20 protein-coding genes are annotated in these 21,577 nt (G+C 67.0%); 18 read left to right on the plus strand and 2 right to left on the minus strand.

What is annotated here, in order from left to right:
• The first annotated feature begins 84 nt into the window (after positions 1-84).
• The 18 genes from AC6IW9_RS04595 to AC6IW9_RS04680 all read left to right on the plus strand — a co-directional run bounded on the left by AC6IW9_RS04595 (position 85) and on the right by AC6IW9_RS04680 (position 18,122).
• On the plus strand, positions 85-1,278 hold the full coding sequence (locus tag AC6IW9_RS04595; protein WP_497769532.1) for an aminotransferase class V-fold PLP-dependent enzyme: 1,194 nt from the start codon (positions 85-87) through the stop codon (positions 1,276-1,278).
• A gap of 102 nt (positions 1,279-1,380) precedes the next feature.
• Complete coding sequence (locus AC6IW9_RS04600; protein WP_497769534.1) at positions 1,381-2,322, plus strand: D-2-hydroxyacid dehydrogenase; 942 nt, start codon at positions 1,381-1,383, stop codon at positions 2,320-2,322.
• A 141-nt stretch (positions 2,323-2,463) separates the two neighbouring features.
• On the plus strand, positions 2,464-3,324 hold the full coding sequence (locus AC6IW9_RS04605; RefSeq protein ID WP_497769536.1) for an NADP-dependent methylenetetrahydromethanopterin/methylenetetrahydrofolate dehydrogenase: 861 nt from the start codon (positions 2,464-2,466) through the stop codon (positions 3,322-3,324).
• Between the two features lie 18 nt (positions 3,325-3,342).
• On the plus strand, positions 3,343-3,972 hold the full coding sequence (fchA, locus tag AC6IW9_RS04610; protein WP_497769539.1) for a methenyltetrahydrofolate cyclohydrolase: 630 nt from the start codon (positions 3,343-3,345) through the stop codon (positions 3,970-3,972).
• Positions 3,973-4,020: 48 nt separating this feature from the next.
• A complete protein-coding gene (locus AC6IW9_RS04615; RefSeq protein WP_497769541.1) occupies positions 4,021-5,190 on the plus strand; it encodes a malate--CoA ligase subunit beta in 1,170 nt (389 codons plus the stop codon).
• A gap of 22 nt (positions 5,191-5,212) precedes the next feature.
• Complete coding sequence (sucD, locus tag AC6IW9_RS04620) at positions 5,213-6,100, plus strand: succinate--CoA ligase subunit alpha (protein ID WP_497769544.1); 888 nt, start codon at positions 5,213-5,215, stop codon at positions 6,098-6,100.
• Positions 6,101-6,167: 67 nt separating this feature from the next.
• Positions 6,168-8,918 (plus strand): phosphoenolpyruvate carboxylase, encoded by a 2,751-nt coding sequence (locus AC6IW9_RS04625; RefSeq protein ID WP_497769546.1) that lies wholly within the window; start codon positions 6,168-6,170, stop codon positions 8,916-8,918.
• 28 nt (positions 8,919-8,946) lie between these two features.
• A complete protein-coding gene (locus AC6IW9_RS04630) occupies positions 8,947-9,921 on the plus strand; it encodes an HpcH/HpaI aldolase/citrate lyase family protein (protein ID WP_497769548.1) in 975 nt (324 codons plus the stop codon).
• An 82-nt stretch (positions 9,922-10,003) separates the two neighbouring features.
• On the plus strand, positions 10,004-10,447 hold the full coding sequence (locus AC6IW9_RS04635; RefSeq protein ID WP_497769551.1) for an endonuclease domain-containing protein: 444 nt from the start codon (positions 10,004-10,006) through the stop codon (positions 10,445-10,447).
• 3 nt (positions 10,448-10,450) lie between these two features.
• On the plus strand, positions 10,451-11,728 hold the full coding sequence (locus AC6IW9_RS04640; RefSeq protein ID WP_497769555.1) for a glycerate kinase type-2 family protein: 1,278 nt from the start codon (positions 10,451-10,453) through the stop codon (positions 11,726-11,728).
• 64 nt (positions 11,729-11,792) lie between these two features.
• A complete protein-coding gene (locus tag AC6IW9_RS04645) occupies positions 11,793-11,960 on the plus strand; it encodes a hypothetical protein (protein ID WP_497769557.1) in 168 nt (55 codons plus the stop codon).
• Positions 11,957-12,715: a metal ABC transporter ATP-binding protein gene (locus tag AC6IW9_RS04650; RefSeq protein WP_497769559.1), complete on the plus strand. Its 759-nt coding sequence runs from the start codon at positions 11,957-11,959 to the stop codon at positions 12,713-12,715. The genes AC6IW9_RS04645 and AC6IW9_RS04650 overlap by 4 nt, the downstream gene beginning before the upstream one ends.
• Positions 12,705-13,574 (plus strand): metal ABC transporter permease, encoded by an 870-nt coding sequence (locus AC6IW9_RS04655; protein WP_497769562.1) that lies wholly within the window; start codon positions 12,705-12,707, stop codon positions 13,572-13,574. The genes AC6IW9_RS04650 and AC6IW9_RS04655 overlap by 11 nt, the downstream gene beginning before the upstream one ends.
• A 3-nt stretch (positions 13,575-13,577) precedes the next feature.
• Positions 13,578-14,498 carry a metal ABC transporter substrate-binding protein gene (locus AC6IW9_RS04660; protein ID WP_497769565.1) on the plus strand — a complete coding sequence of 307 codons (921 nt, stop codon included), beginning with the start codon at positions 13,578-13,580 and terminating at the stop codon, positions 14,496-14,498.
• A 71-nt stretch (positions 14,499-14,569) separates the two neighbouring features.
• The gene (locus AC6IW9_RS04665) at positions 14,570-15,124 is read left to right on the plus strand and encodes a DUF3617 domain-containing protein (protein WP_497769567.1); all 555 of its coding nucleotides are present in this window, start codon (positions 14,570-14,572) and stop codon (positions 15,122-15,124) included.
• A 12-nt stretch (positions 15,125-15,136) separates the two neighbouring features.
• The gene (locus AC6IW9_RS04670) at positions 15,137-16,225 is read left to right on the plus strand and encodes a CobW family GTP-binding protein (RefSeq protein ID WP_497769570.1); all 1,089 of its coding nucleotides are present in this window, start codon (positions 15,137-15,139) and stop codon (positions 16,223-16,225) included.
• Positions 16,222-17,421 (plus strand): acetyltransferase domain-containing protein, encoded by a 1,200-nt coding sequence (locus AC6IW9_RS04675; protein WP_497769572.1) that lies wholly within the window; start codon positions 16,222-16,224, stop codon positions 17,419-17,421. Before AC6IW9_RS04670 ends, AC6IW9_RS04675 begins: the two co-directional genes overlap by 4 nt.
• Before the next feature lie 8 nt (positions 17,422-17,429).
• Positions 17,430-18,122 carry a fumarylacetoacetate hydrolase family protein gene (locus AC6IW9_RS04680; RefSeq protein WP_497769575.1) on the plus strand — a complete coding sequence of 231 codons (693 nt, stop codon included), beginning with the start codon at positions 17,430-17,432 and terminating at the stop codon, positions 18,120-18,122.
• 163 nt (positions 18,123-18,285) lie between these two features.
• On the opposite strand, the gene ispG is transcribed toward AC6IW9_RS04680, so the two are convergent.
• Together ispG and AC6IW9_RS04690 are read right to left on the minus strand one after the other, a co-directional pair.
• Complete coding sequence (ispG, locus tag AC6IW9_RS04685) at positions 18,286-19,581, minus strand: flavodoxin-dependent (E)-4-hydroxy-3-methylbut-2-enyl-diphosphate synthase (protein ID WP_497769577.1); 1,296 nt, start codon at positions 19,579-19,581, stop codon at positions 18,286-18,288.
• Positions 19,582-19,803: 222 nt separating this feature from the next.
• Positions 19,804-21,426, minus strand: a complete 1,623-nt coding sequence (locus AC6IW9_RS04690) for an ABC-F family ATP-binding cassette domain-containing protein (RefSeq protein ID WP_497769580.1) — start codon at positions 21,424-21,426, stop codon at positions 19,804-19,806.
• Between the last annotated feature and the right edge of the window lie 151 nt (positions 21,427-21,577).

A 21,577-nucleotide genomic window follows, 5' to 3' on the forward strand; every position in this document is an offset into this window, starting at 1 on the left:
AGCGGCCGCCGCGGAAAGAAGCTTCGGACGCGTCTCGCGTCCGGCGGACAACTCGAACCGATGAGCTCGAAGGGAGCCCAAGACATGTCGAATTCCAGAATTCCGGGCCGCAATTTCCTGTTCGTTCCCGGCCCGACCAATATTCCGGACCGCATTCTGCGCGCGATGAACGTGGTTTCCGAGGACCATCGCTCGCCGAAGTTCCCCGAGCTGACGCTGCCGCTGTTCACGCAGCTCAAGAAGGTGTTCAAGACCGAGACCGGCCAGGCCTTCATCTTCCCGGCGTCGGGCACCGGCGGCTGGGAGGCGGCGATCACCAACACGCTGTCGCCCGGCGACAAGGTCATCGCGCAGCGCTTCGGCCAGTTCTCGCACCTCTGGATCGATCTCGCCCAGCGCATCGGCCTGAACGTGATCGAGCAGGACGAGGAGTGGGGCACGGGCAACAACCCGGACCGCATCGAAGAGACGCTGAAGGCCGACAAGAATCACGAGATCAAGGCCGTCTTCGCGACGCATAACGAGACCGCGACGGGCGTGACCTCCGACATCGGCGCCGTGCGCAAGGCGATCGACAACGCCGAGCATCCGGCGCTGCTGTTCGTCGACGGCGTGAGCTCGGTCGGCTCGCTCGACTTCAAGCAGGACGAGTGGGGCGTCGACGTCGCCGTGTCCGGCTCGCAGAAGGGCTTCATGCTGCCGGCCGGCCTCGCCATCATGAGCGTCAGCCAGAAGGCGCTGAAGGCCGGCGAGACCGCCGAGCTCCGCCGCGCCTATTTCGACTTCGCCGACCACATCAAGGCCAACGCCGCCGGCTATTTCCCTTATACGCCGGCGCTGCCGCTGCTCTACGGCCTGCGCGAGTCGCTCGCCGTGCTGTTCGAGGAAGGCCTCGATCAGGTCTATGCGCGCCATCACCATCTCGCCGAGGGCGTGCGCGCCGCGGTCGCGGCCTGGGGCCTGAAGCCCTGCGCCAAGGAGCCCAAGTGGAATTCCGACACGGTGACCGCCATCGTGGTGCCGGAAGGCTTCGACGCCGCCAAGGTGATCGACATCGCCTATCGCCGCTACAATCTCGCGCTCGGCGCCGGCCTCTCCAAGGTCGCGGGCAAGGTGTTCCGCATCGGCCATCTCGGCGACCTCAACGAGCTGATGCTGCTCGGCGCCATCGCCGGCGCGGAGATGGCGATGCTCGACGTCGGCATTCCGGTCACGGCGGGCAGCGGCGTGGCGGCGGCCCAGGCCGTCTATCGCGCCAACCCGCTGCTGCAGGTCTGATGTTTTGCGGCCTCGCCCTCGCGGGGGCGAGGCCGTCTTTTCCGAAAACTTCGCAAGCTGCCCAAGCCGAATTGGCGGAGCGACTCCGGGGGTCGAACAATCATGTCGCACAAAATCGTCTTTCTCGATCGCGAGACGCTCGACGCCGATCTGCGCAAGCCGAATTTCCCACATGATTATGTCGAATACGCCCAGAGCTCCCCGGCCGATGTCGCCCTGCGCCTGAAGGGCGCGACCATCGCCATCACCAACAAGGTGCCGCTGCGCGAGGACACGCTGAAGCAGCTTCCCGATCTGAAGCTGATCGCCGTCGCCGCCACGGGCACCGACGTGATCGACAAGGCCTATACGACGGCCAAGGGAATCACCGTCTCCAACATCCGCAATTATGCCTACAACACGCTACCCGAGCATGTGATCGCACTGATCTTCGCGTTGCGCCGCAATCTCGTGAACTATGTGGATTCGGTGCGCCGCGGCCGTTGGCAGGAAGCGAACCAGTTCTGCTATTTCGACTATCCGATCTACGACATCGCCGGCTCGACGCTCGGCATCATCGGCTATGGCGCGCTCGGCAAGTCGATCGCGACGCGCGCCGAGGCGCTCGGCATGAAGCTCTTGATCAACGATGTCGTGCCGGGGCCGGATATCGTCGACATTCCGACCATCCTGCGCGAGGCCGACGTCGTCACGCTCAACCTGCCGCTGACGCCGCAGACGAAGCATCTCATCGGCGCGAAGGAACTCGCCTCGATGAAGAAGACGGCGATCATCATCAACACCGCGCGCGGCGGCATCGTCGACGAGCAGGCGCTCGCGGACGCTCTGCGTCACGGAGTCATCGCCGGCGCCGGTTTCGACGTGCTGACCGTCGAGCCGCCGAAGCAGGGCAATATCCTGCTCGATCCGACCATTCCCAATCTCATCGTGACGCCGCATGTCGCCTGGGCCTCGAAGGAGGCGATGCAGGTGCTCGCCGACCAGCTCATCGACAATATCGACGCTTTCGTCGCCGGCGCGCCGCGTAATGTCGTGACCGCGTGACGGCGTCTCGCCGGAATCGCACAATGCGGAGCCGTCATTGCGAGCGAAGCGAAGCAATCCTTCAGCCCTGGGGCGACTCCTGGGTTGCTTCGTCGCTCCGCTCCTCGCAATGACGCTCGCGCCGTCAATGGATGACATCGAATGACTCAAAAGCTCCTCTTCCTTCTCGACACCGATCCGGTCCCGAGCGTGTTCGACACGGTCGTCGCCTATGACGGCGGCGCGGATCACGTCATCGGCTACGCCAATGTGACGCCGGAGAACGTCGGCGCGCTGGTCGACGGCGCGATCTATACGCGCGGACCGAAGGAGAAGCAGTTCACGGCGCTCTTCGTCGGCGGCGGCGATATGGTTGCCGGGGAGACGTTGTTCAAAGCGGTGCGCAAGCGCTTCTTCAGCAATTTCCGCGTCTCGGCGATGCTCGACTCCAACGGCTCCAACACGACGGCCGCCGCGGGCGTCGCTCTGCTCGCCAAGGCCAAGCCGCTCGCCGGCAAGAAGGCGATCGTTCTCGCCGGCACCGGCCCGGTGGGTTTGCGCGCCGCGGCCTTCCTGCATTCGGAGGGCGCCGAAGTCGCCATCACATCGCGCGTGAAAGCGCGCGCCGACGCCGCGGCCAAGTCGATCCAGGATCGCTTCGGCTTCACGCCGACGGCGATCGAGGCCTTCGACAACGCCGCCCGCGCTTCGGCGATCAAGGGAGCCCATATCGTCTTCGCGGCCGGGGCCATCGGCGTGCAGCTGCTCGAGGAAAAGGATTGGCAGAGTGATCCGACGATCGAGCTCATCGCCGATGTGAACGCGCAGCCGCCGCTCGGCGTCGGCGGCGTCGAGGCGACCGACAAGGCCAAGGAGCGTCACGGCAAGATCGTCATCGGCGCGCTCGGCGTCGGCGGTCTGAAGCTGAAGCTCCATCGCGCCTGCATCGGCCAGCTGTTCGAAGCCGCCGACAAGGTGCTCGACGCCGAAGAGATCTACGCGCAGGCCAAGGCGAACGCTTGATTCGAGGAATTGACGAGAATGACCAAGGACGAATCGATCGATAAATTTCTCGACGATCTCGCGAGCGAGCGTCCGACCCCCGGCGGCGGCGGCGCCGCGGCGGTGATGGGCGCGATCGGCGCGGCGCTCGTGTCGATGGTCGCCAATCTGACCATCGGCAAGAAGAATTACGAGGCTGTCGAAGAGGATTTGAAGGCTGCGCGCGCCGAGGCCGAGCGCCTGCGCGCCGAACTCACGGCGGCGATCGAGGAAGATGTCGTCGCCTTCAATTCGGTGATGGGGGCCTATGGCCTGCCGCGCGCGACCGACGAGGAGAAGGCAGCGCGCGCCGCCGCGATCCAGGCCGCGCTGAAGGACGCCACGCTCGCGCCGCTTCGCGCCGTGAAGGCCTGCTTCGAGGTGATCCTCCTGTCGGAGGCCGCGGCGGACAAGGGCAATCTCAACGTCATCAGCGACGCCGGCGTCGCCGTCCTCGCGGCCAACGCTGGACTGCGGAGCGCCGCGCTCAACGTCTACATCAACGCCAAGTCGATCAAGGATCGCGACTTCGCCGAAAAGCAGATCGCCGAGGTCGAGGCGCTGCTGGCGCAGGCCGCCGAGAAGACCGAGGCCGTCTATGCGACCGTGAGAGGCAAGATCGGCTCGTGAAGACCACGCCGGCGACCGGCGACAACGAACGCAAGCGGGAGAGGGAACATGGACGTCCATGAGTATCAAGCCAAGGAATTATTGGCGAGCTGCGGCGTCGCCGTGCCCCCCGGCACCGTCGCCTTCAGCCCCGACCAGGCCGTCTATGCGGCGACCGAGCTCGGCGGCTCGCATTGGGTGGTGAAGGCGCAGATTCACGCCGGCGCGCGCGGCAAGGCGGGCGGCATCAAGCTGTGCCGCACCTATCACGAAGTGCAGCAGGCGGCGCGCGAGCTGCTCGGCAAGCGCCTCGTCACCAAGCAGACCGGCCCGGAAGGCAAGCCGGTGCAGCGCGTCTATGTCGAGCTCGCCGACCCCTACGAGCGTGAACTGTATTTGGGATTCGTCCTCGACCGCAAGCTCGAGCGCGTGCGCGTGATCGCATCGAAACACGGCGGAATGGAGATCGAAGAGATCGCCAAGACCGATCCGGACGCGATTCTCCAGGTCATCGTCGAGCCGGCCGTCGGCCTCCTGCCCTTCCAGGCGCGCGAACTCGCCTTCCAGCTGGGCTTGAACCTCAAGCAGGTGTCGCGCGCGGTGCAGTCGATCCTCGGCGCCTATCGCGCCTTCCGCGACAATGACGCGACCATGCTGGAGATCAATCCGCTGGTCGTCACCAAGGACGACAAGGTTCTCGCGCTCGACGCCAAGATGTCGTTCGACGACAATGCGCTGTTTCGCCGCCGCAACATCGTCGACATGAACGATCCCTCGCAGTCCGACCCGCGCGAGGCGCAGGCGGCCGAGCATTCGCTGAACTATATCGGTCTCGACGGCGAGATCGGCTGCATCGTCAACGGCGCGGGACTCGCCATGGCGACGATGGACATGATCAAGCACGCCGGCGGCAATCCGGCGAACTTCCTCGATGTCGGCGGCGGCGCCTCGGCCGAGCGCGTCGCGACGGCGTTCCGCCTCGTGCTGTCCGACAACAACGTGAAGGCGGTGCTCGTCAACATCTTCGCCGGCATCAACCGCTGCGACTGGGTCGCGCAGGGCGTCATCGACGCTGTGAAGGCGACCAACATCACCGCGCCGCTCGTCGTGCGCCTCGCCGGCACCAATGTCGAGGCCGGCCGCAAGCTGCTCGACGAGAGCGGCATCAACGTCATCACCGCCGATTCGCTGGCCGACGCCGCCCAGAAGGCCGTCGCCGCCTGGCGCACCGTGAAGTGAGCGGCGAGGCCGGGAGGAAACAATGAGCATTCTGATCGACGAAAAAACACCCATCCTCGTCCAGGGCATCACCGGCGACAAGGGTAGTTTCCACGCCAAGGAGATGATCGACTACGGCAGCAATGTCGTCGCCGGCGTCACTCCGGGCAAGGGCGGCAAGACCATCCATGGCGTGCCGATCTTCGACACCGTCCGCGAGGCGGTGAAGGAGACGGGCGCGACGACCAGCATCACCTTCGTGGCGCCGCCCTTCGCGGCCGACGCCATCATGGAGGCCGCGGACGCCGGCATCCGCCTCATCTGCTCCATCACCGACGGCATTCCGGCGCAGGACATGATGCGCGTGAAGCGCTATTTCCTGCGCTATCCGCGCGAGCGCCGGCCCACGATGGTGGGGCCGAACTGCGCCGGCATCATCAGCCCCGGCAAGGCCATGCTCGGCATCATGCCCGGCCACATCTACCGCCAAGGCAATGTCGGCCTGATCTCGCGTTCGGGCACGCTCGGCTATGAGGCGGCGTCGCAGTTGAAGGAGCTCGGCCTCGGCATCTCGACCTCGGTCGGCATCGGCGGCGATCCGATCAACGGCTCGTCCTTCCTCGACCACCTCGTGCTGTTCGATCAGGATCCGGAGACGGAAGCCGTGCTGATCATCGGCGAAATCGGCGGACCCCAGGAGGCCGAGGCCGCGGCCTGGATCAAGGAGAATTTTTCGAAGCCGGTGGTCGGCTTCGTCGCCGGCCTCACGGCGCCGAAGGGCCGCCGCATGGGCCATGCGGGCGCGATCATCTCGGCGACCGGCGACAGCGCCGCGGAGAAGACCGAGATCATGAAGTCCTACGGGCTCACCGTCGCTCCGAGCCCGGCGGAGTTCGGTTCGGCCGTCGCCTCCGTGCTGAAGCGTGCGTGACGAGACGCCTCTCCCCGCTCGCGGGGAGAGGAGACGAGACGCCAGCCATGAGAATCAGGAACTCCGCATGACCGCCGACCAGAAGGTCTTCTTATCCGGATCGACTTCGCCCGCCGCTCCTTCGGCGCTCGCGACGCGATCGGTGAAGGAAGCGGCGGCCTTCCTGTTCGATCAGCTCGTCGACGTGGTGAAGCGCCATCAGCCGGAGATCGCTCCGGTGCTGCGCGGCTTCGGCTCCTCCGCCGGCCTGCCGCCGGCGCTCCTCGGCCGCGCGTTGCAGGCGCAGGGCATATGGTTCCAGCTGCTCTCGATCGCCGAGCAGGCGTCGGCCATGCGCCGGCGCCGCACGATCGAGCGCGCCAAGGGTCGTGAGGAGCTGCTCGGCTCCTTCGCCCATGTGCTGGCCGACGCCGCCGAGACCGGCGTAACGGCGGATGAAATCCGCTCGCAGCTGAAGTCGTTGCGCATAAGGCCGGTGATCACCGCTCATCCGACCGAGGCCAAGCGCGTCACCGTCCTCGAGAAGAACCGGAAAATCTATCTCCTCCTGAAGGAGCTCGAATCCTCGCGCTGGACCGATCGCGAGCGCGCCGCCCGCATGGCCGCCGTGCGCGACCAGATCGAGCTCTTGTGGCTCACCGGCGAATTGCATCTCGAGAAGCCGACCGTCGAGCACGAGGTCGCCTGGGGCCTGCATTTCTTCGCCGAGAACATCTTCGATCTCGCGCCGGAAATGCTCGCCGCCTTCGAGAGCGCGCTCGCGAGCCATTATCCGAACGAGCGTTTCGACATCACGCCCTTCTTCCAATTCGGCTCCTGGATCGGCGGGGACCGCGACGGCAATCCTTTCGTCACCAACGCCGTGACGCGCGAGACGATGATCGTCAACGCGCTCGCGAGCCTCGGCTATTACCGCCAGCGCGTTCTCGATCTCGTGCGCGTGCTGTCGATCAGCGAGGGCTCGGTCACGATTCCGGCGTCGTTCCGCGAGGCGCTCGAGGCGCAGCTCGCGCAGCTCGAGGACGCCGACAAGATCAAAACCCGCAATCACGGCGAAGCCTTCCGCCAATATCTCACTTGCGTGCTGCGCAAGCTCGACGAGACGATCGCCGCGACCAAGGGCGAGCCGCAGGGCAAGCCGCGCTATGCGAATGCGGATGAGCTGATTCATGACCTGCGCGTGCTCGAGCAGGGACTGATCGACAGCCGCAGTCCGACGCTCGCCGGCGATCTGGTGCGGCCCGTGCGCCGCGCCGTGGAGATTTTTCGTTTCAGCACCGTGCGTCTCGATCTGCGCGAGAACACGACGCGCACCAACAATGCGCTGCGCGACATTCATCGCGCGAAGACCGGCGAGGACGCCCCCGCCGAGGAATCGGCGGAATGGCAGGCCTGGCTTCTCGCCGAGCTGGCGCAGCCGCGCACCGGCGTCCCTCTTTCGGGGCTCGCGCCCGAGTCGCAGGACACGCTCGACATGTTCGCGCTCGTCGCGGACATGCGCTCGCGGCTCGATCGCGAAGCCTTCGGCAGCTTCATCCTCTCGATGACGCATTCGGTCGCCGACGTGCTCGGCGCCTATGTGCTCGCCAAGGAGGGCGGTCTCTTCCTCGACGAAGCCGGCCTCGAGCTCTGCACATTGCCGATCGTTCCCCTATTCGAGACGATCGGCGATCTGCGCGCCGCGCCCGTCATCATGCGCGAGCTCCTGCGCGTGCCGGTCGTGCGCCGCAGCACGCGCTGGCAGGGCAATGTGCAAGAGGTGATGATCGGCTATTCCGACTCCAACAAGGACGGCGGCTTCATGTCGTCGAACTGGGAGCTCGCGAAAGCGCAATCGAAGCTGACGCGCCTCGGCGAGGAATTGGGCGTCGCCATCGCCTTCTTCCACGGCCGCGGCGGCTCGGTGAGCCGCGGCGGCGCGCCGACCGGCCACGCCATCGCCGCGCAGCCGGCGGGCTCGATTCGCGGGCGCTTTCGCGTGACGGAGCAGGGCGAGGTCGTCTCCTTCAAATACGCCAATCGCGGCACGGCGGCCTATCAGATGGAGCTGCTCGCGAGCAGCGTCTTCGCCCATGCGCTGAAGTCCGAGCGCGAGGACGCCCTCGTCCCTCGCGCGGAATTCGACGACGCGCTCGAGGCTTTGTCTGGCGCCTCGCTCGCGGCTTACGGCAAGCTCGTCGCCGATCCCGATCTCGTCGCCTATTTCCAGGCGGCGAGCCCGCTCGAGGAAATCTCGCTGCTCAATATCGGCTCGCGTCCGGCGCGCCGCTTCGGCGCGCGCAGCCTCGCGGATCTGCGCGCCATTCCCTGGGTCTTCGCCTGGGCGCAGAACCGTCATGCGATCACCGGCTGGTACGGCGTCGGCTCGGGGCTCGCGAGCTTCGTCGAGGTGCGCGGCGAGCGGGGATTGCAGCTTCTGCATCGCATGTTCGAGGATTCGCGCCTCTTCCGCCTCATCCTCGACGAGGTGGAGAAGACGCTGGCGCTCGTCGATCTCTCCATCGCGCGGCAATATGCCGGGCTCGTCGCGGACGAAGCCGTGCGCAAGAAGATCTTCTCGGCGATCGAGGCGGAATATCACCTCACTTGCGAGAGCGTGCTGCGCGTCACCGGCGGCGGCGAGATCGGCGAGCGCTTCGCCGATTATCAGACGCGGCTCGCTCACCGGCTCGCCACGATCAATGAAGTCAACCGCGAGCAGGTCGAATTGCTGCGCCTGTTCCGCACCACGGAAGAAGAAGCGCTGAAGGAGGAATACAAATCGGCGCTGCTGCTGTCGATCAGCTGCGTCGCCGCCGGCCTCGGCGCGACCGGCTAGTCACTTACAGAGGGAAAGGAAAGAGATCATGAGCTTCACTTTGATCGAGCAGGCCACGCCGCGCCTCCATCGCTCCGAGCTGGCCGTTCCGGGCTCTGCTCCGGGCATGTTCGAGAAGGCCGCCGCCTCCAAGGCCGACCAGGTCTTCCTCGACCTCGAGGACGCCGTGGCTCCGGACGATAAGGAGCAGGCGCGCAAGAACATCATCCAGGGCCTCAACGAGATCGATTGGGGCAGCAAGACCCTGACGCTGCGCATCAACGGCCTCGACACGCATTACGCCTATCGCGACGTGGTGGACGTGGTCGAGAACTGCCCGCGTCTCGACGTCATCCTCATTCCGAAGGTCGGCGTGCCGCAGGACGTCTACGCGATCGACATGCTGGTCACGCAGATCGAGCAGTATAAGAAGCGCACCAAGCGCATCGGCTTCGAGCTCCTGATCGAGACCGCGCTCGGCATGGCCAATGTCGAGGCGATCGCCCAGGCGTCGAAGCGCAACGAGGCGCTCTCCTTCGGCGTCGCCGATTATGCGGCCTCGACCCGCGCCCGCACCACCGTCATCGGCGGCGTGAACCCCGATTACGGCGTGCTGACCGACAAGGACGCCGAGGGCAATCGCCAATATTACTGGGCCGACCAGTGGCATGCGGCGCAGACGCGCTTCCTCGTCGCGGCGCGCGCCTATGGCCTGCGTCCGATCGACGGCCCCTTCGGCGATTTCGGCGATCCGGACGGCTATATCGCCGCGGCGAAGCGCGCGGCGGTGCTGGGCTTCGAGGGCAAATGGGCGATCCACCCTTCTCAGATCGAACTGGCGAACCAGGTGTTCACGCCGTCCGAGGCGGAAGTGAAGAAGGCCCGCCGCATTCTCGAGGCGATGGAGCAGGCGGCGAAAGAAGGCCGCGGCGCCGTGTCTCTCGACGGCCGCCTGATCGACATCGCCAGCATCCGCATGGCGCAGGCGCTGATCGACAAGGCGAACCAGATCGCGGCGTCGTAAGGCGGGATCGTCGGGCGCGTTTCCTTCTCCCGCTCTGCGGGAGAAGGTGGCCCGGCGAAGCCGGGTCGGATGAGGGCGCTTCGTGCCGGCGCGAGTCTCGAAGTCGAAGACCGCCTTCGCGAAAAGGCTCCGGCGCGAGATGACGAATGCGGAGGAAATCCTCCGGCGCTCTCTGCGCGGCTCGGCGCTCGACGGGCTGAAGTTCCGGCGGCAAGTCCCGATCGGGAACTATATCGCGGATTTCCTCTGTGTCGAACACAGGCTGATCGTCGAGCTCGACGGCCGACTGCACGAAGATGAAAACCAACGCCGCCACGACGCGATCCGCGACCGCTGGCTGCGTGAACAGGGCTACCATGTCCTCCGTCTCGACAATGATCTCGTCATCGGCGGCGGGAATATTCCACTGGAACGGATTCGGGAGGCGATCAGGACGATCGCAAATCATCGAGAACGCTCATCCGACCCGGCTTCGCCGGGCCACCTTCTCCCGCAGGCGGGAGAAGGGAGAACACCGAAGGCGTAGATAATGTCCGACGACCACCGCACGCTTCTCCGCGCCATGTTCGACGCCGCCGTCGGCGCGGCGCATCCGTCCGTCTGCCTGCCGGCCTATATCGAGAAGATCGCGCCGCCCAAGGGGCGCACCATCGTCGTCGGCGCGGGCAAGGCGGCGGCCGCTATGGCCGCGGCGGTCGAACAGCATTGGCCGCATCCGCTCGAGGGACTCGTCGTCACGCGCTATGAGCATGGCGCGCCGACGTCGCGCATAGAGGCGATCGAGGCCTCGCATCCCGTGCCGGACGCCGCGGGCCGCGCCGCCGCGGGCCGCATCCTCGAGAAGGTGCAGGGTCTCACGGAGAACGACCTCGTCCTCGCGCTCATCTCCGGCGGCGGCTCGGCGCTGATGGCGCTGCCGGCCGAGGGCGTGACGCTCGAAGAAAAGCAGGCGGTCAACAAGGCGCTGCTGAAGAGCGGCGCCACCATCTCCGAGATGAATTGCGTGCGCAAGCATCTCTCGGCGATCAAGGGCGGCCGCCTCGCGCGCGCCGCGGCGCCCGCCAGGGTCGTCGCGCTGCTGATCTCCGACGTGCCGAACGACGATCTCTCAGTCATCGCCTCCGGACCCACCGCGCCGGACCCGACGACGCGCGAGGACGCGCTCGCCGTCATCGCCAAATATGAGATCGACGCGCCGGCCGCCGTGCTCGCGCATCTGGCGAAGCCCGATTGCGAGACGCCCAAGCCCGGCGATACGATCTTCGATCGTGTCGAGAACATCCTCGTCGCGACGCCGCAAGGCTCGCTGGACACGGCCGCCGAAGTGGCGCGCAAGGCCGGTTTCGCGCCGCTGATCCTCGGCGATCTCGAGGGCGAATCGCGCGACGTCGCGCTGGTCCACGCCGGCATTGCGCGGCAGATCGCCCGCCATGCGCAGCCGATCGCGCCGCCCGCCGCCATCATCTCCGGCGGCGAGACCACGGTCACCGTGCGCGGCAAGGGCAAGGGCGGGCGCGACGCCGAATTCCTGCTCGCGCTGACGCTCGCGCTCGAGGGCTTCGGCGGAATCTCCGCCATCGCCTGCGACACCGACGGCATAGACGGCAGCGAGGACAACGCCGGCGCGATCATGACCGCCGATTCCTTCGCCCGCGCGGCGGCGCAGGGCGTCGACCTCAAGGCGCTGTTCGCCAATAACGACGCCTATACGGCTTTCGAAAAGCTCGGCGATCTCGTCGTCACCGGCCCGACGCGCACCAATGTGAACGACTTCCGGGTGATCCTGGTGCCGAAGGCGGCGCGCTGACGCCGATCGGCGCTTGCCGTCACCGAGCGTAATATTATAACGTGGCGATATGACACGCTCGCCAATGGCGCTTCTCGGAAAGACCGCCCGGGCCGAGGCCCATGCGCATCGGCGCCTGGAGCGTATCTCGATTCTGCGCCTGTCGTCCGGCGAGCGGCTGGCCGGCGCGGCGGTCGTCGTCGCCCTGCTCTGGGCGGGCGTCTTTTGGGCCTTGTCCCGGGGCGGCGCATGAGCGCGGGCGTGATCCGCCTCGACAATGTGACGCTCGGCTATGAGCGCCGGCCGGCGGCGCATCATCTGACCGGCGTCATCGGGCCGGCGGCGGCGCTCGCCGTCTGCGGGCCCAACGGCGCCGGCAAATCCACTCTTCTCAAAGGCCTCGCCGGACTGCTGAAGCCGATCGGCGGCCGCATCCTGCACGAAGGCCTGTCGCTGCGCGACATCGCCTTTCTGCCGCAGGCGGCGGAGATCGACCTCGCCTTCCCGATCGATGTTTTCGATTTCGTCGCCACCGGCGCCACGCGGCGCATCGGCTTCTTCGGCGGCATGGACCGCCGCGAGCATGAGCGCGTCGAGGCGGCCATCGCCGCGGTGGGCCTCGTAGGCTTCGAGGACCGCCAGCTCGGCGCCCTCTCGGGCGGCCAGACGCAGCGGGCGCTGTTCGCGCGGCTCATCGTCGAGGATCGTCCCGTCATCCTGCTCGACGAGCCCTTTGGCGCGATCGACGCGCGGACCATCGACGATCTCGTGAAGATCATCGCCCGCTGGCGCGAGGAGCGCCGCACGGTCGTGGCCGTGCTGCACGAGCTCGAGCTCGCGCGCCGCGTCTTTCCTCAGACATTGCTGCTCGCGCGCGAGCTTGTCTTCTGGGGACCGACGCGAGAGGCTCTGTCCGACAGCCGCCTCGCCGAGGCGAGCCGCATGGTCGAGGCCTTCGACCGCGAGGCGCAGGAGTGCCGGCGCGACGAGGCCGTTCATGCTGTATGAGCTGTTCATCGCGCCTTTCGCGGATTACGAGTTCATGCGCCGGGCGCTGGTCGGCGGCGTCGCTCTGGCGATCTCGGGCAGCCCGCTCGGCGTCTTCCTGATCCTGCGGCGCATGTCGCTCGCCGGCGACGCGCTCTCGCACGCCATTCTGCCGGGCGCGGCGCTCGGCTATCTCGTCTGCGGCCTCTCTCTGCCGGCCATGACGCTCGGCGGCCTCGCGGCCGGACTGGCCGTCGCCGTCGTCTCCAGCGCCGCCGCACGATTCACGGCTCTGCGCGAGGACGCCTCGCTCGCCGCTTTTTATCTCGTCTCCCTGGCGCTCGGCGTCGCCCTCGTCTCGCTCAAGGGCTCCAATATCGACCTGCTGCATGTGCTGTTCGGCTCGGCGCTGGCGCTCGACGATCAGACGCTGATTTTCCTCGCCGCGATCGCGAGCTTCACACTGCTCGCCCTCGCCGTCTTCTATCGGGCGCTCGCGCTCGACACGCTCGATCCCGTCTTCGCGCGGCGCGTCGGCCCGCTGGGCGAGGCTATTCCCTTCGCCTTTCTGGCGCTGGTCGTGCTCAATCTCGTCGCCGGCTTCCATGCGCTCGGCACGCTGATGGCGGTCGGCGTCATCATGCTGCCGGCGGCCTCGGCGCGGCTTTGGACGCAGGATCTCACCCGGACGCTGCCGCTCGCGGGCGCGATCGGCGCCGCCGCCTCTTATTTCGGACTCGTATTGTCGTTTCGCACCGGCCTGCCGGCCGGGCCGGTCATCATTCTCATGGCCGGAGGCGCCTATTTTCTGTCGCTGATTTTCGGCCGGACCGGCGGCGTCATGCGTCTTCGCCGGCCGCGCCGCCATTTGGAGGGGTGACCTATGTCGAAGCATTGCGATGCGCCCCGCCTCCCGCGCAGCGGGCCGAGCCGCCGCGAGTTGCTCGCCGCCGGCGCGCTGGCCCTCGCCGCTCCGCCCGCGCGGGCGCAGACGCCGCCGCATCTGCCCGTGGTCGCGAGCTTCTCCATTCTCGGCGATCTCGTCGCCGAGGTCGGCGGCCATCGCCTGGATCTCGCGACGATCGTCGGACCCAATGGCGACGCCCATGTCTATCAGCCGACGCCGAAGGACGGCCGCCGCATCGCCGGCGCCAAGCTCGTCTTCGTCAACGGGCTCGGCTTCGAGGGCTGGATCGACCGGCTCATCGCCGCGTCCAAGACGAAAGCCAAGATCGTCACCGCGAGCCGCGGCGTCACGCCGCGCAAGGACATAGAGGGGCTCGACCCGCACGCCTGGCAGAATGTGGCCGCCGCCAAGATCTACGTCGCCAACATCCGCGATGCGCTGGTCGAGGCCGATCCGGAGGCGGCCGACGTCTTCCGGGCCAATGCGGAGCAATATCTCGAGCGGCTCGGCGCGCTCGACGCCGAGATCAAGGCCGCGATCGAAGCGGTTCCGAAGAGCCGCCGCCGCGTCGTCTCGACCCATGACGCCTTCGGCTATTTCGCAGCGCGCTATGGCGTGGAGTTCATCGCCCCGGAAGGCGTCTCGACCGAGGCGGAGCCGAGCGCGCGCGACATCGCCCGCATCATCGACGCCGCGCGCGCGCGCAAGGTGGCGGCGATCTTCCTCGAAAACATCGTGGACCCGCGCCTCGTCCAGCGCATCGCCGCAGAGACGGGCGCCAAGATCGGCGGCGCGCTCTATTCCGACGCCCTCTCCGACATGGCGGGGCCCGCCCCCACCTATGTCCAGATGATGCGGCACAATGTGAAGCAGCTGACCGCCGCGCTCGCCCCGTGAGGCGACGGCCTTTTTTGGCGAAATTTCGATTATAGTGACGAGGGCGCGATGAGCGCCTTCGGAGCTTCGCCATGCAAAATCGCTTCGCCCTTTCCCTCTGCTGCCTGTCCTGCGTCGTTTCGGCCGCGCATGCGGCGGACGAGCCCCCGCGGCGAAAATCCGGACTCTGGCGGATCGAGCAGACGATGGGGGGCAAGCCGTCGCCGCTCGGGGCGATCGAGACCTGCGTCGACGAGAAGAGCGACGATCTGATGCGCCAGCGTCTCGCCGGGCAGGAGCAGAAATGCGACAGCATGAGCTTCACACGCGACGGCGACGCTTTTCGCGTCCACTCCGTCTGCAAGTTCGAGCGGACCGTGGCGACGACGGACGGGACGTTCACGGGCAGCTTCGATTCGGCCTATCGCGCCGAGCTGCATGTCGCCTATGCGCCGCCGCTCCATAATCTCGCCTCCGCCGACATGGCGATGGAGGCCAAATGGCTCGGCCCGTGCAAGCCGGGACAAAAGGCCGGCGACATCGTCATGCCGGGGCGCCCGGGCGGGTTCGGCGGCGGCCATATGAATATGCAGGAGCTGATGAAGATGCGCGACGCGCTGAAGAAGGGCGCGGCGCCGGCGCAATAGGAGATATTCGCCTTGACCGACAAGATTCCCGTCACCGTCCTCACCGGTTATCTCGGCGCCGGCAAGACGACGCTTCTCAACCGCATCCTCACCGAGCCGCACGGGCGCCGCTACGCCGTCATCGTCAACGAATTCGGCGAGATCGGCATCGACAACGACCTCGTCGTCGGCGCGGACGAGGAAATCTTCGAGATGAACAACGGCTGCATCTGCTGCACCGTGCGCGGCGATCTCATCCGCATCATCGAGGGGCTGATGAAGCGGCGCGGCAAGTTCGACGCGATCATCGTCGAGACGACAGGCGTCGCCGATCCGGCGCCGGTGGCGCAGACCTTCTTCGTCGACGCCGATGTGAAGGAGGCGGCGCGGCTCGACGCCGTGGTCACGCTCGCGGACGCCAAATTCCTGGCCCGGCGCCTCGCCGACGCGCCCGAGGCGAAGAATCAGATCGCCTTCGCCGATGTGATCGTGCTGAACAAGACCGATCTCGTCACGGGGCAAGAACTCGCCGAGGTCGAGGGGCGCATTCGCGCCATCAATCCTTACGCGACGCTGCATCGCACGGTGAAGGCCGCGGTGCCGCTGGATGCGGTGCTCGAGCGCAAGGCGTTCGATCTCGAACGCATCCTCGAGATCGAGCCGCATTTCCTCGCGGCGGAGGATCGCGATCGCCACGATCATGATCATCATCACGAGCATGATCACGAGTGCGGGCCCGGCTGCGGACACGATCATCATCATGACCATGCCCATCATCACGAGCACGAGCATGGCCTGAAGCATTATCACGACGAGGAGATGCGTTCGGTGTCGATCCGTCACGAGGGCGAGGTCGACCCCGAGCTCTTCGTGCCCTGGCTCAACGAATTCGTGCAGACGGAAGGCGCCGATATTCTGCGCTGCAAGGGCATCGTCGCTTTCGAGAACGAGCCGCGCCGCTTCGTCTTCCAGGGCGTGCACATGATCCTCGACGGCGATCTGCAGCGCGAATGGCGCGAGGACGAGCCGCGCTCCTCGCGGCTCGTCTTCATCGGCCGCAAGCTGAACGAGGAGGCGATTCGTGAAGCTTTCGCGAAGAATGTGCTGCGGGCGCCTGCATGAGAGACGTAGCGGAAACGCGCCCCTGCGTCGCGGCGCAGCCGGTCGCCGCGCTCGCGGCGGGCGCGCGACTTCCGTCCATCGACCGGCTGCGCGGCCTCGTCATCGTGATCATGGCGCTCGACCATGTGCGCGACTTCTTCGACGGCGACGCGCTGCGCTTCGATCCGACCGATCTCGACCGCACCTATCCGGCGCTGTTCCTCACCCGCTTCGTCACCCATTTCTGCGCGCCGATCTTCACCTTTCTCGCCGGCGTCTCGGCCTATCTGCACGGCCGCGCGCCCGATGATCCGCGCGCATCGTCGCGCTTCCTGTGGACGCGCGGCCTCTGGCTGATCGTCGTCGACGCCTTCGTCGTCAGCCCGGTGTGGACGCTCGGCTCCGGCGCGATCGAGCTCGGCACGCTATGGGCGATCGGCTGCGGCATGATCGCCCTCTCCGCCTTCGTATTCTTGCCGAGCTCCGCGGCTCTGGCGATCGGCGCCGCGATCCTCGCGGCGCATAATCTGCTCGACGGCGTGCATGCCCGGCAACTCGGCGAGTTTGCGCCGCTGTGGAACATCCTGCACGAGCAGGGGCCGCTGCCCTTCGGCCTGCGCGGCCAAATCTATTATCCGATCCTGCCGTGGATCGGCGTCATCTTCGTCGGCTATGGGCTCGGCCCGGTGTTGCTGTGGCCCGCGGAGCGCCGCGCCCGTGCGCTGACCGCGCTCGGCCTCGCCGCGCTCGCCCTTTTCGTTTCATTGCGCGCGGCGAATATCTACGGCGACGCGCGGCTCTGGACGAGCTATCCCGATTCCATACGGACGGCGCTCTCCTTTCTGAACGTCACCAAATATCCTCCGTCCCTGCTCTATGCGCTGGTCACGCTCGGCGTCGGCCTGCTGCTCCTGCCGGCGCTGGAGCGGCTCGACGGCGCCGCCGGACGCGTGCTCTCGACCTTCGGCCGCACGCCGTTCTTCGCTTATGTTCTGCATCTCTATGTGATCCTGGTCGCCGCCTTCATCGTCGAGACATTGAAGGGCGTCGATCTGAAGGGGCTCGAACCCGGCTCCGGGCCGCCGGAAAATTTCGGCGTCGGCCTCGCCGGCGCCTATGTCGCCTGGATCGTCGTCATGGCGGCGATCTATCCGGCCTGCGCCTGGTTCGCCGGCGTGAAGCGGCGCCGGCGCGACTGGTGGCTCGGCTATTTGTGAGGCGCGCGATGAGCGAATTTCTGTTTCCGCCGCAAACTCCGCCGTCGGTCGCGATCGCGGGAGAGACGCGGCGCTTTCCGGTGCGACGCATCTTCTGCGTCGGCCAGAACTACGCCGCCCATGCGCGCGAGATGGGCGGGGATCCGGCCCGCGAGGCGCCCTGCTTCTTCACGAAGCCCGCCGACGCCGTCGTCGCCGGCGGAGCGACCATTCCCTATCCGCCGCGCACCGGCGATCTGCATCATGAGATCGAGCTGGTCGCAGCGCTCGCGCGCGGCGGCGCCGACATCGCCGGAGAGGCGGCGCTCGAGCATGTGTTCGGCTATGCGGTGGGGATCGACCTCACCCGCCGCGATCTGCAATCGGAGGCGCGCAAGGCCGGACGGCCCTGGGATCTCTCGAAAGGCTTCGACAATTCGGCGCCGCTCGGCGCCATCGCGCCCGCCGCGCGCATCGGCCATCCACGCGCCGGCCGCATCGAGCTGGCGGTGAATGGCGCGACGCGTCAGGACGCCGATCTTTCCGAGATGATCTGGAGCGTCGCCGAGATCATCGCCATTCTCTCGCAATTCGTGCGGCTCGAGCCCGGCGATCTGATCTTCACCGGCACGCCCGCCGGCGTCGGGCCGATCGTTCGCGGCGATCGCCTCGCCGGCGAGATCGAGGGCGTGGGGACGGTGGAGATCGCTATCGATCGGTAATGAAGTCGCGTTCGCCGCAACTTCGGCTCCCTCCATCTGAGGCGCTTTTTGCGGAACGCAAGAAGCCTCGAAGGATGCCCATGAGGCGGGGTGGGGCGGCCCACCCTTCGAGACGGCCCCTTCGGGGCCTCCTCGGGGTGAAGGGACTGTTTTCGGCGCAGCGTCACTCCGCGGCTTCGCCCTCCGCCGCGCCGCCGAAGCGGCGGAGCACGTAATCATCGACGATGCGGGTGAATTCTTCCGCGATGCCCTCGCCGCGCAAGGTCATCGCCTTCTTGCCGTCGATGAACACGGGCGCCGTCGGAGCCTCGCCGGTGCCGGGCAGGGAGATGCCGATGTCGGCGTGCTTCGATTCGCCCGGCCCGTTCACGATGCAGCCCATCACCGCGACATTCAGGGTCTCGACGCCCGGATATTGCCGCCGCCACACGGCCATGCGCTCGCGAATATGGGACTGAATGTCGCGCGCGAGCTCCTGGAACACGGTCGAGGTGGTGCGCCCGCAGCCGGGGCAGGCGGCGACCAGCGGCACGAAAGTGCGGAAGCCCATGGTCTGCAGGATTTCCTGCGCGACGCGCACCTCGTTGGCGCGGTCGCCGCCGGGCTCGGGCGTCAGCGAGACGCGGATCGTGTCGCCTATGCCGTCCTGCAGCAGCACGCCGAGCGCCGCCGCCGAGGCGACGACGCCCTTCGAGCCCATGCCGGCCTCGGTGAGGCCGAGATGCAGCGCGTAATCGCTGCGCTCGGCCAGCATGCGATAGACGGCGATGAGGTCCTGAACCGCCGAAACCTTGGCCGAAATGACGATCTTGTCGCGCGAGAGGCCGATCTCCTCGGCGCGCTCGGCCGAGAGCAGCGCGGAGCGGGCGAGCGCCTCTCGCGTCACCGCGCGCATGTCGAGCGGCGCCGCCGCCTTGGCGTTGATGTCCATCAGATGGGTCAGCAGCTCCTGGTCGAGCGAGCCCCAATTGGCGCCGATGCGCACCGCCTTGCCGTGCTTTATCGCCAGCTCGACGATGGAGGCGAATTGCCGGTCCTTCTTCTCCTTGAAGCCGACATTGCCGGGATTGATCCGATATTTGGCGAGCGCCTCGCCGCAGGCGGGATGATCGGCGAGGAGCTTGTGGCCGATGTAATGGAAGTCGCCGACCAGCGGGACCTCGATCCCCTTCTGCGCCAGCCGGTCGCGGATATGCGGGACCGCGGCGGCGGCCTCGTCGCGGTCGACGGTCACGCGCACCAGCTCCGAGCCGGCGCGGACCAGCGCCTCCACCTGAGCCACGGTCGATTCGACATCGGCCGTGTCGGTATTGGTCATGGATTGCACGACGATGGGCGCGCCGCCGCCGACAGTGACGGCAGCGGCGCCGCGGCCGATCACGACCGCGTAAGTCCTGTGGCGCGGCGCCGGCTCGGCGGCGACAGGTTCGGGAAGTGCGGTTTCGCTCGCGTCGGTCATCCTCGGGCTCCCCCTTGGGCTGCGCCCTTGGTGGGGCGGAACGAGGCCTCCGTCAAGCCGGGCGTTCGGCAAAGCGACGGGACGGGACTCCCGACGAACCATAACCATAAAGCCGGCTCGACATCGGGTCCACGCCCCCGGCATCGGCGTATTCGCGATCGAGAAGGCGCGAGGTATCTACGACGCCCGAGGTCCTCGAGCAATATCTGGGCTTTCCCACCCTCACCCATGCACCCCCGGCGCCTCTCTTCCAGTGCGCGTCACATATTCCACATACCCCCCGCCATACCGATGCACCCCTTCCGGCGTCAGCTCCAGCACGCGGTTCGACAGCGCCGCCAGGAAGCGCCGGTCGTGGGAGACGAACAGCATCGCGCCCTCATAGGAGGCCAGCGCCGCGACCAGCATTTCCTTGGTGCCGAGGTCCAGATGGTTCGTCGGCTCGTCCAGCACCAGAAAATTCGGCGGGTCGTAGAGCATCTTGGCCATCACCAGACGCGCCTTTTCGCCGCCCGAGAGAACGCGGCACTTCTTCTCCACATCGTCGCCGGAAAAGCCGAAGCAGCCGGCGAGCGTCCGCAGCGAGCCCTGGCCCGCTTGCGGAAAGGAGTCCTCCAGACATTCGAACACGCTGCGATCGCCGTCGAGCAGCTCCATCGCGTGCTGGGCGAAATAGCCCATCTTCACATTGGCGCCGAGCGTCGCCGAGCCCGCATCCGGCGCCACCGCGCCCGCGACCAGCTTCAGCAATGTCGATTTGCCGGCGCCGTTGACGCCCATCACGCACCAGCGCTCCTTGCGCCGCACCTGGAAATCCAGCCCTTCGTAGATGCTGCGCGAGCCATAGCGCTTGTGCACATCGGCGAGTGTCGCCACCTCCTCGCCCGAGCGGGGCGCCGGCGCGAATTCGAAGGCGACCTGCTTGCGCCGCCGCGGCGGCTCGACGCGGTCGATCTTCTCGAGCTTCTTCACCCGGCTCTGCACTTGCGCCGCGTGCGAGGCGCGCGCCTTGAAGCGCTCGATGAATTTGATCTCCTTCGCCAGCATCGCCTGCTGGCGCTCGAACTGCGCCTGCTGCTGCTCCTCGTTCTGCGCGCGCTGGCGCTCGTAGAATTCGTAATCGCCGGAGTATGTGGTGAGCTGGCCGCCGTCGATCTCGATGATCTTGCCGACGATGCGGTTCATGAATTCGCGGTCGTGCGAGGTCATCAGCAGCGCGCCGCCATAGCCTCTCAAAAATCCCTCGAGCCAGATGAGACTCTCGATATCGAGATGGTTGCTCGGCTCGTCGAGCAGCATGACGTCCGGCCGCATCAACAATATGCGCGCCAGAGCGACGCGCGTCTTCCAGCCGCCCGAGAGGGCGCCGACGTCGCCGTCCATCATCTCCTCGGAGAAGCCGAGCCCGGCCAGCGCCTCCCTTGCGCGTCCCTCCAGCGCATAGCCGTCCAGCTCCTCGAAACGCGCCTGCGCCTCGCCATAGCGCTCGAGGATCTCGTCGAAATTTTCGGCTTGATCCAGGTCGGCCATTGCGGCCTCGAGCCGCGCCAGCTCGGCAGCGACCGCGCTCGCCGGGCCGGCGCCGTCCATCGTCTCGGCGACGGCGCTGCGGCCGGCCATCTCGCCGACATTCTGGTCGAAATAGCCGATGGTGACGCCGCGATCGACCGACACTTGTCCTTCGTCCGGCCGCTCCTCTCCCGCTATCATGCGGAACAAGGTCGTCTTGCCGGCGCCATTGGGGCCGACGAGCCCGACCTTCTCGCCGGGAAGGAGCGCCGCCGAGGCTTCGACGAAGAGGAGCTGCTGGCCGTTCTGCTTGCTGATGGTCTCGAGGCGTATCATCGGGGGCTTTCGGGTCGTTGCGCGCGGCCCTTATGCCATGCGCAGCGGCTTTCCCGAAACCGTCGTCGGCGACGCGCTATTCCACCCCCAGCGACATCAGAAACTCGATTTTGGCGACGATGTTCGCGACCGCGAGCGACAGGCCGACGAA

The organism is Methylosinus sp. shoA (assembly GCF_059718125.1).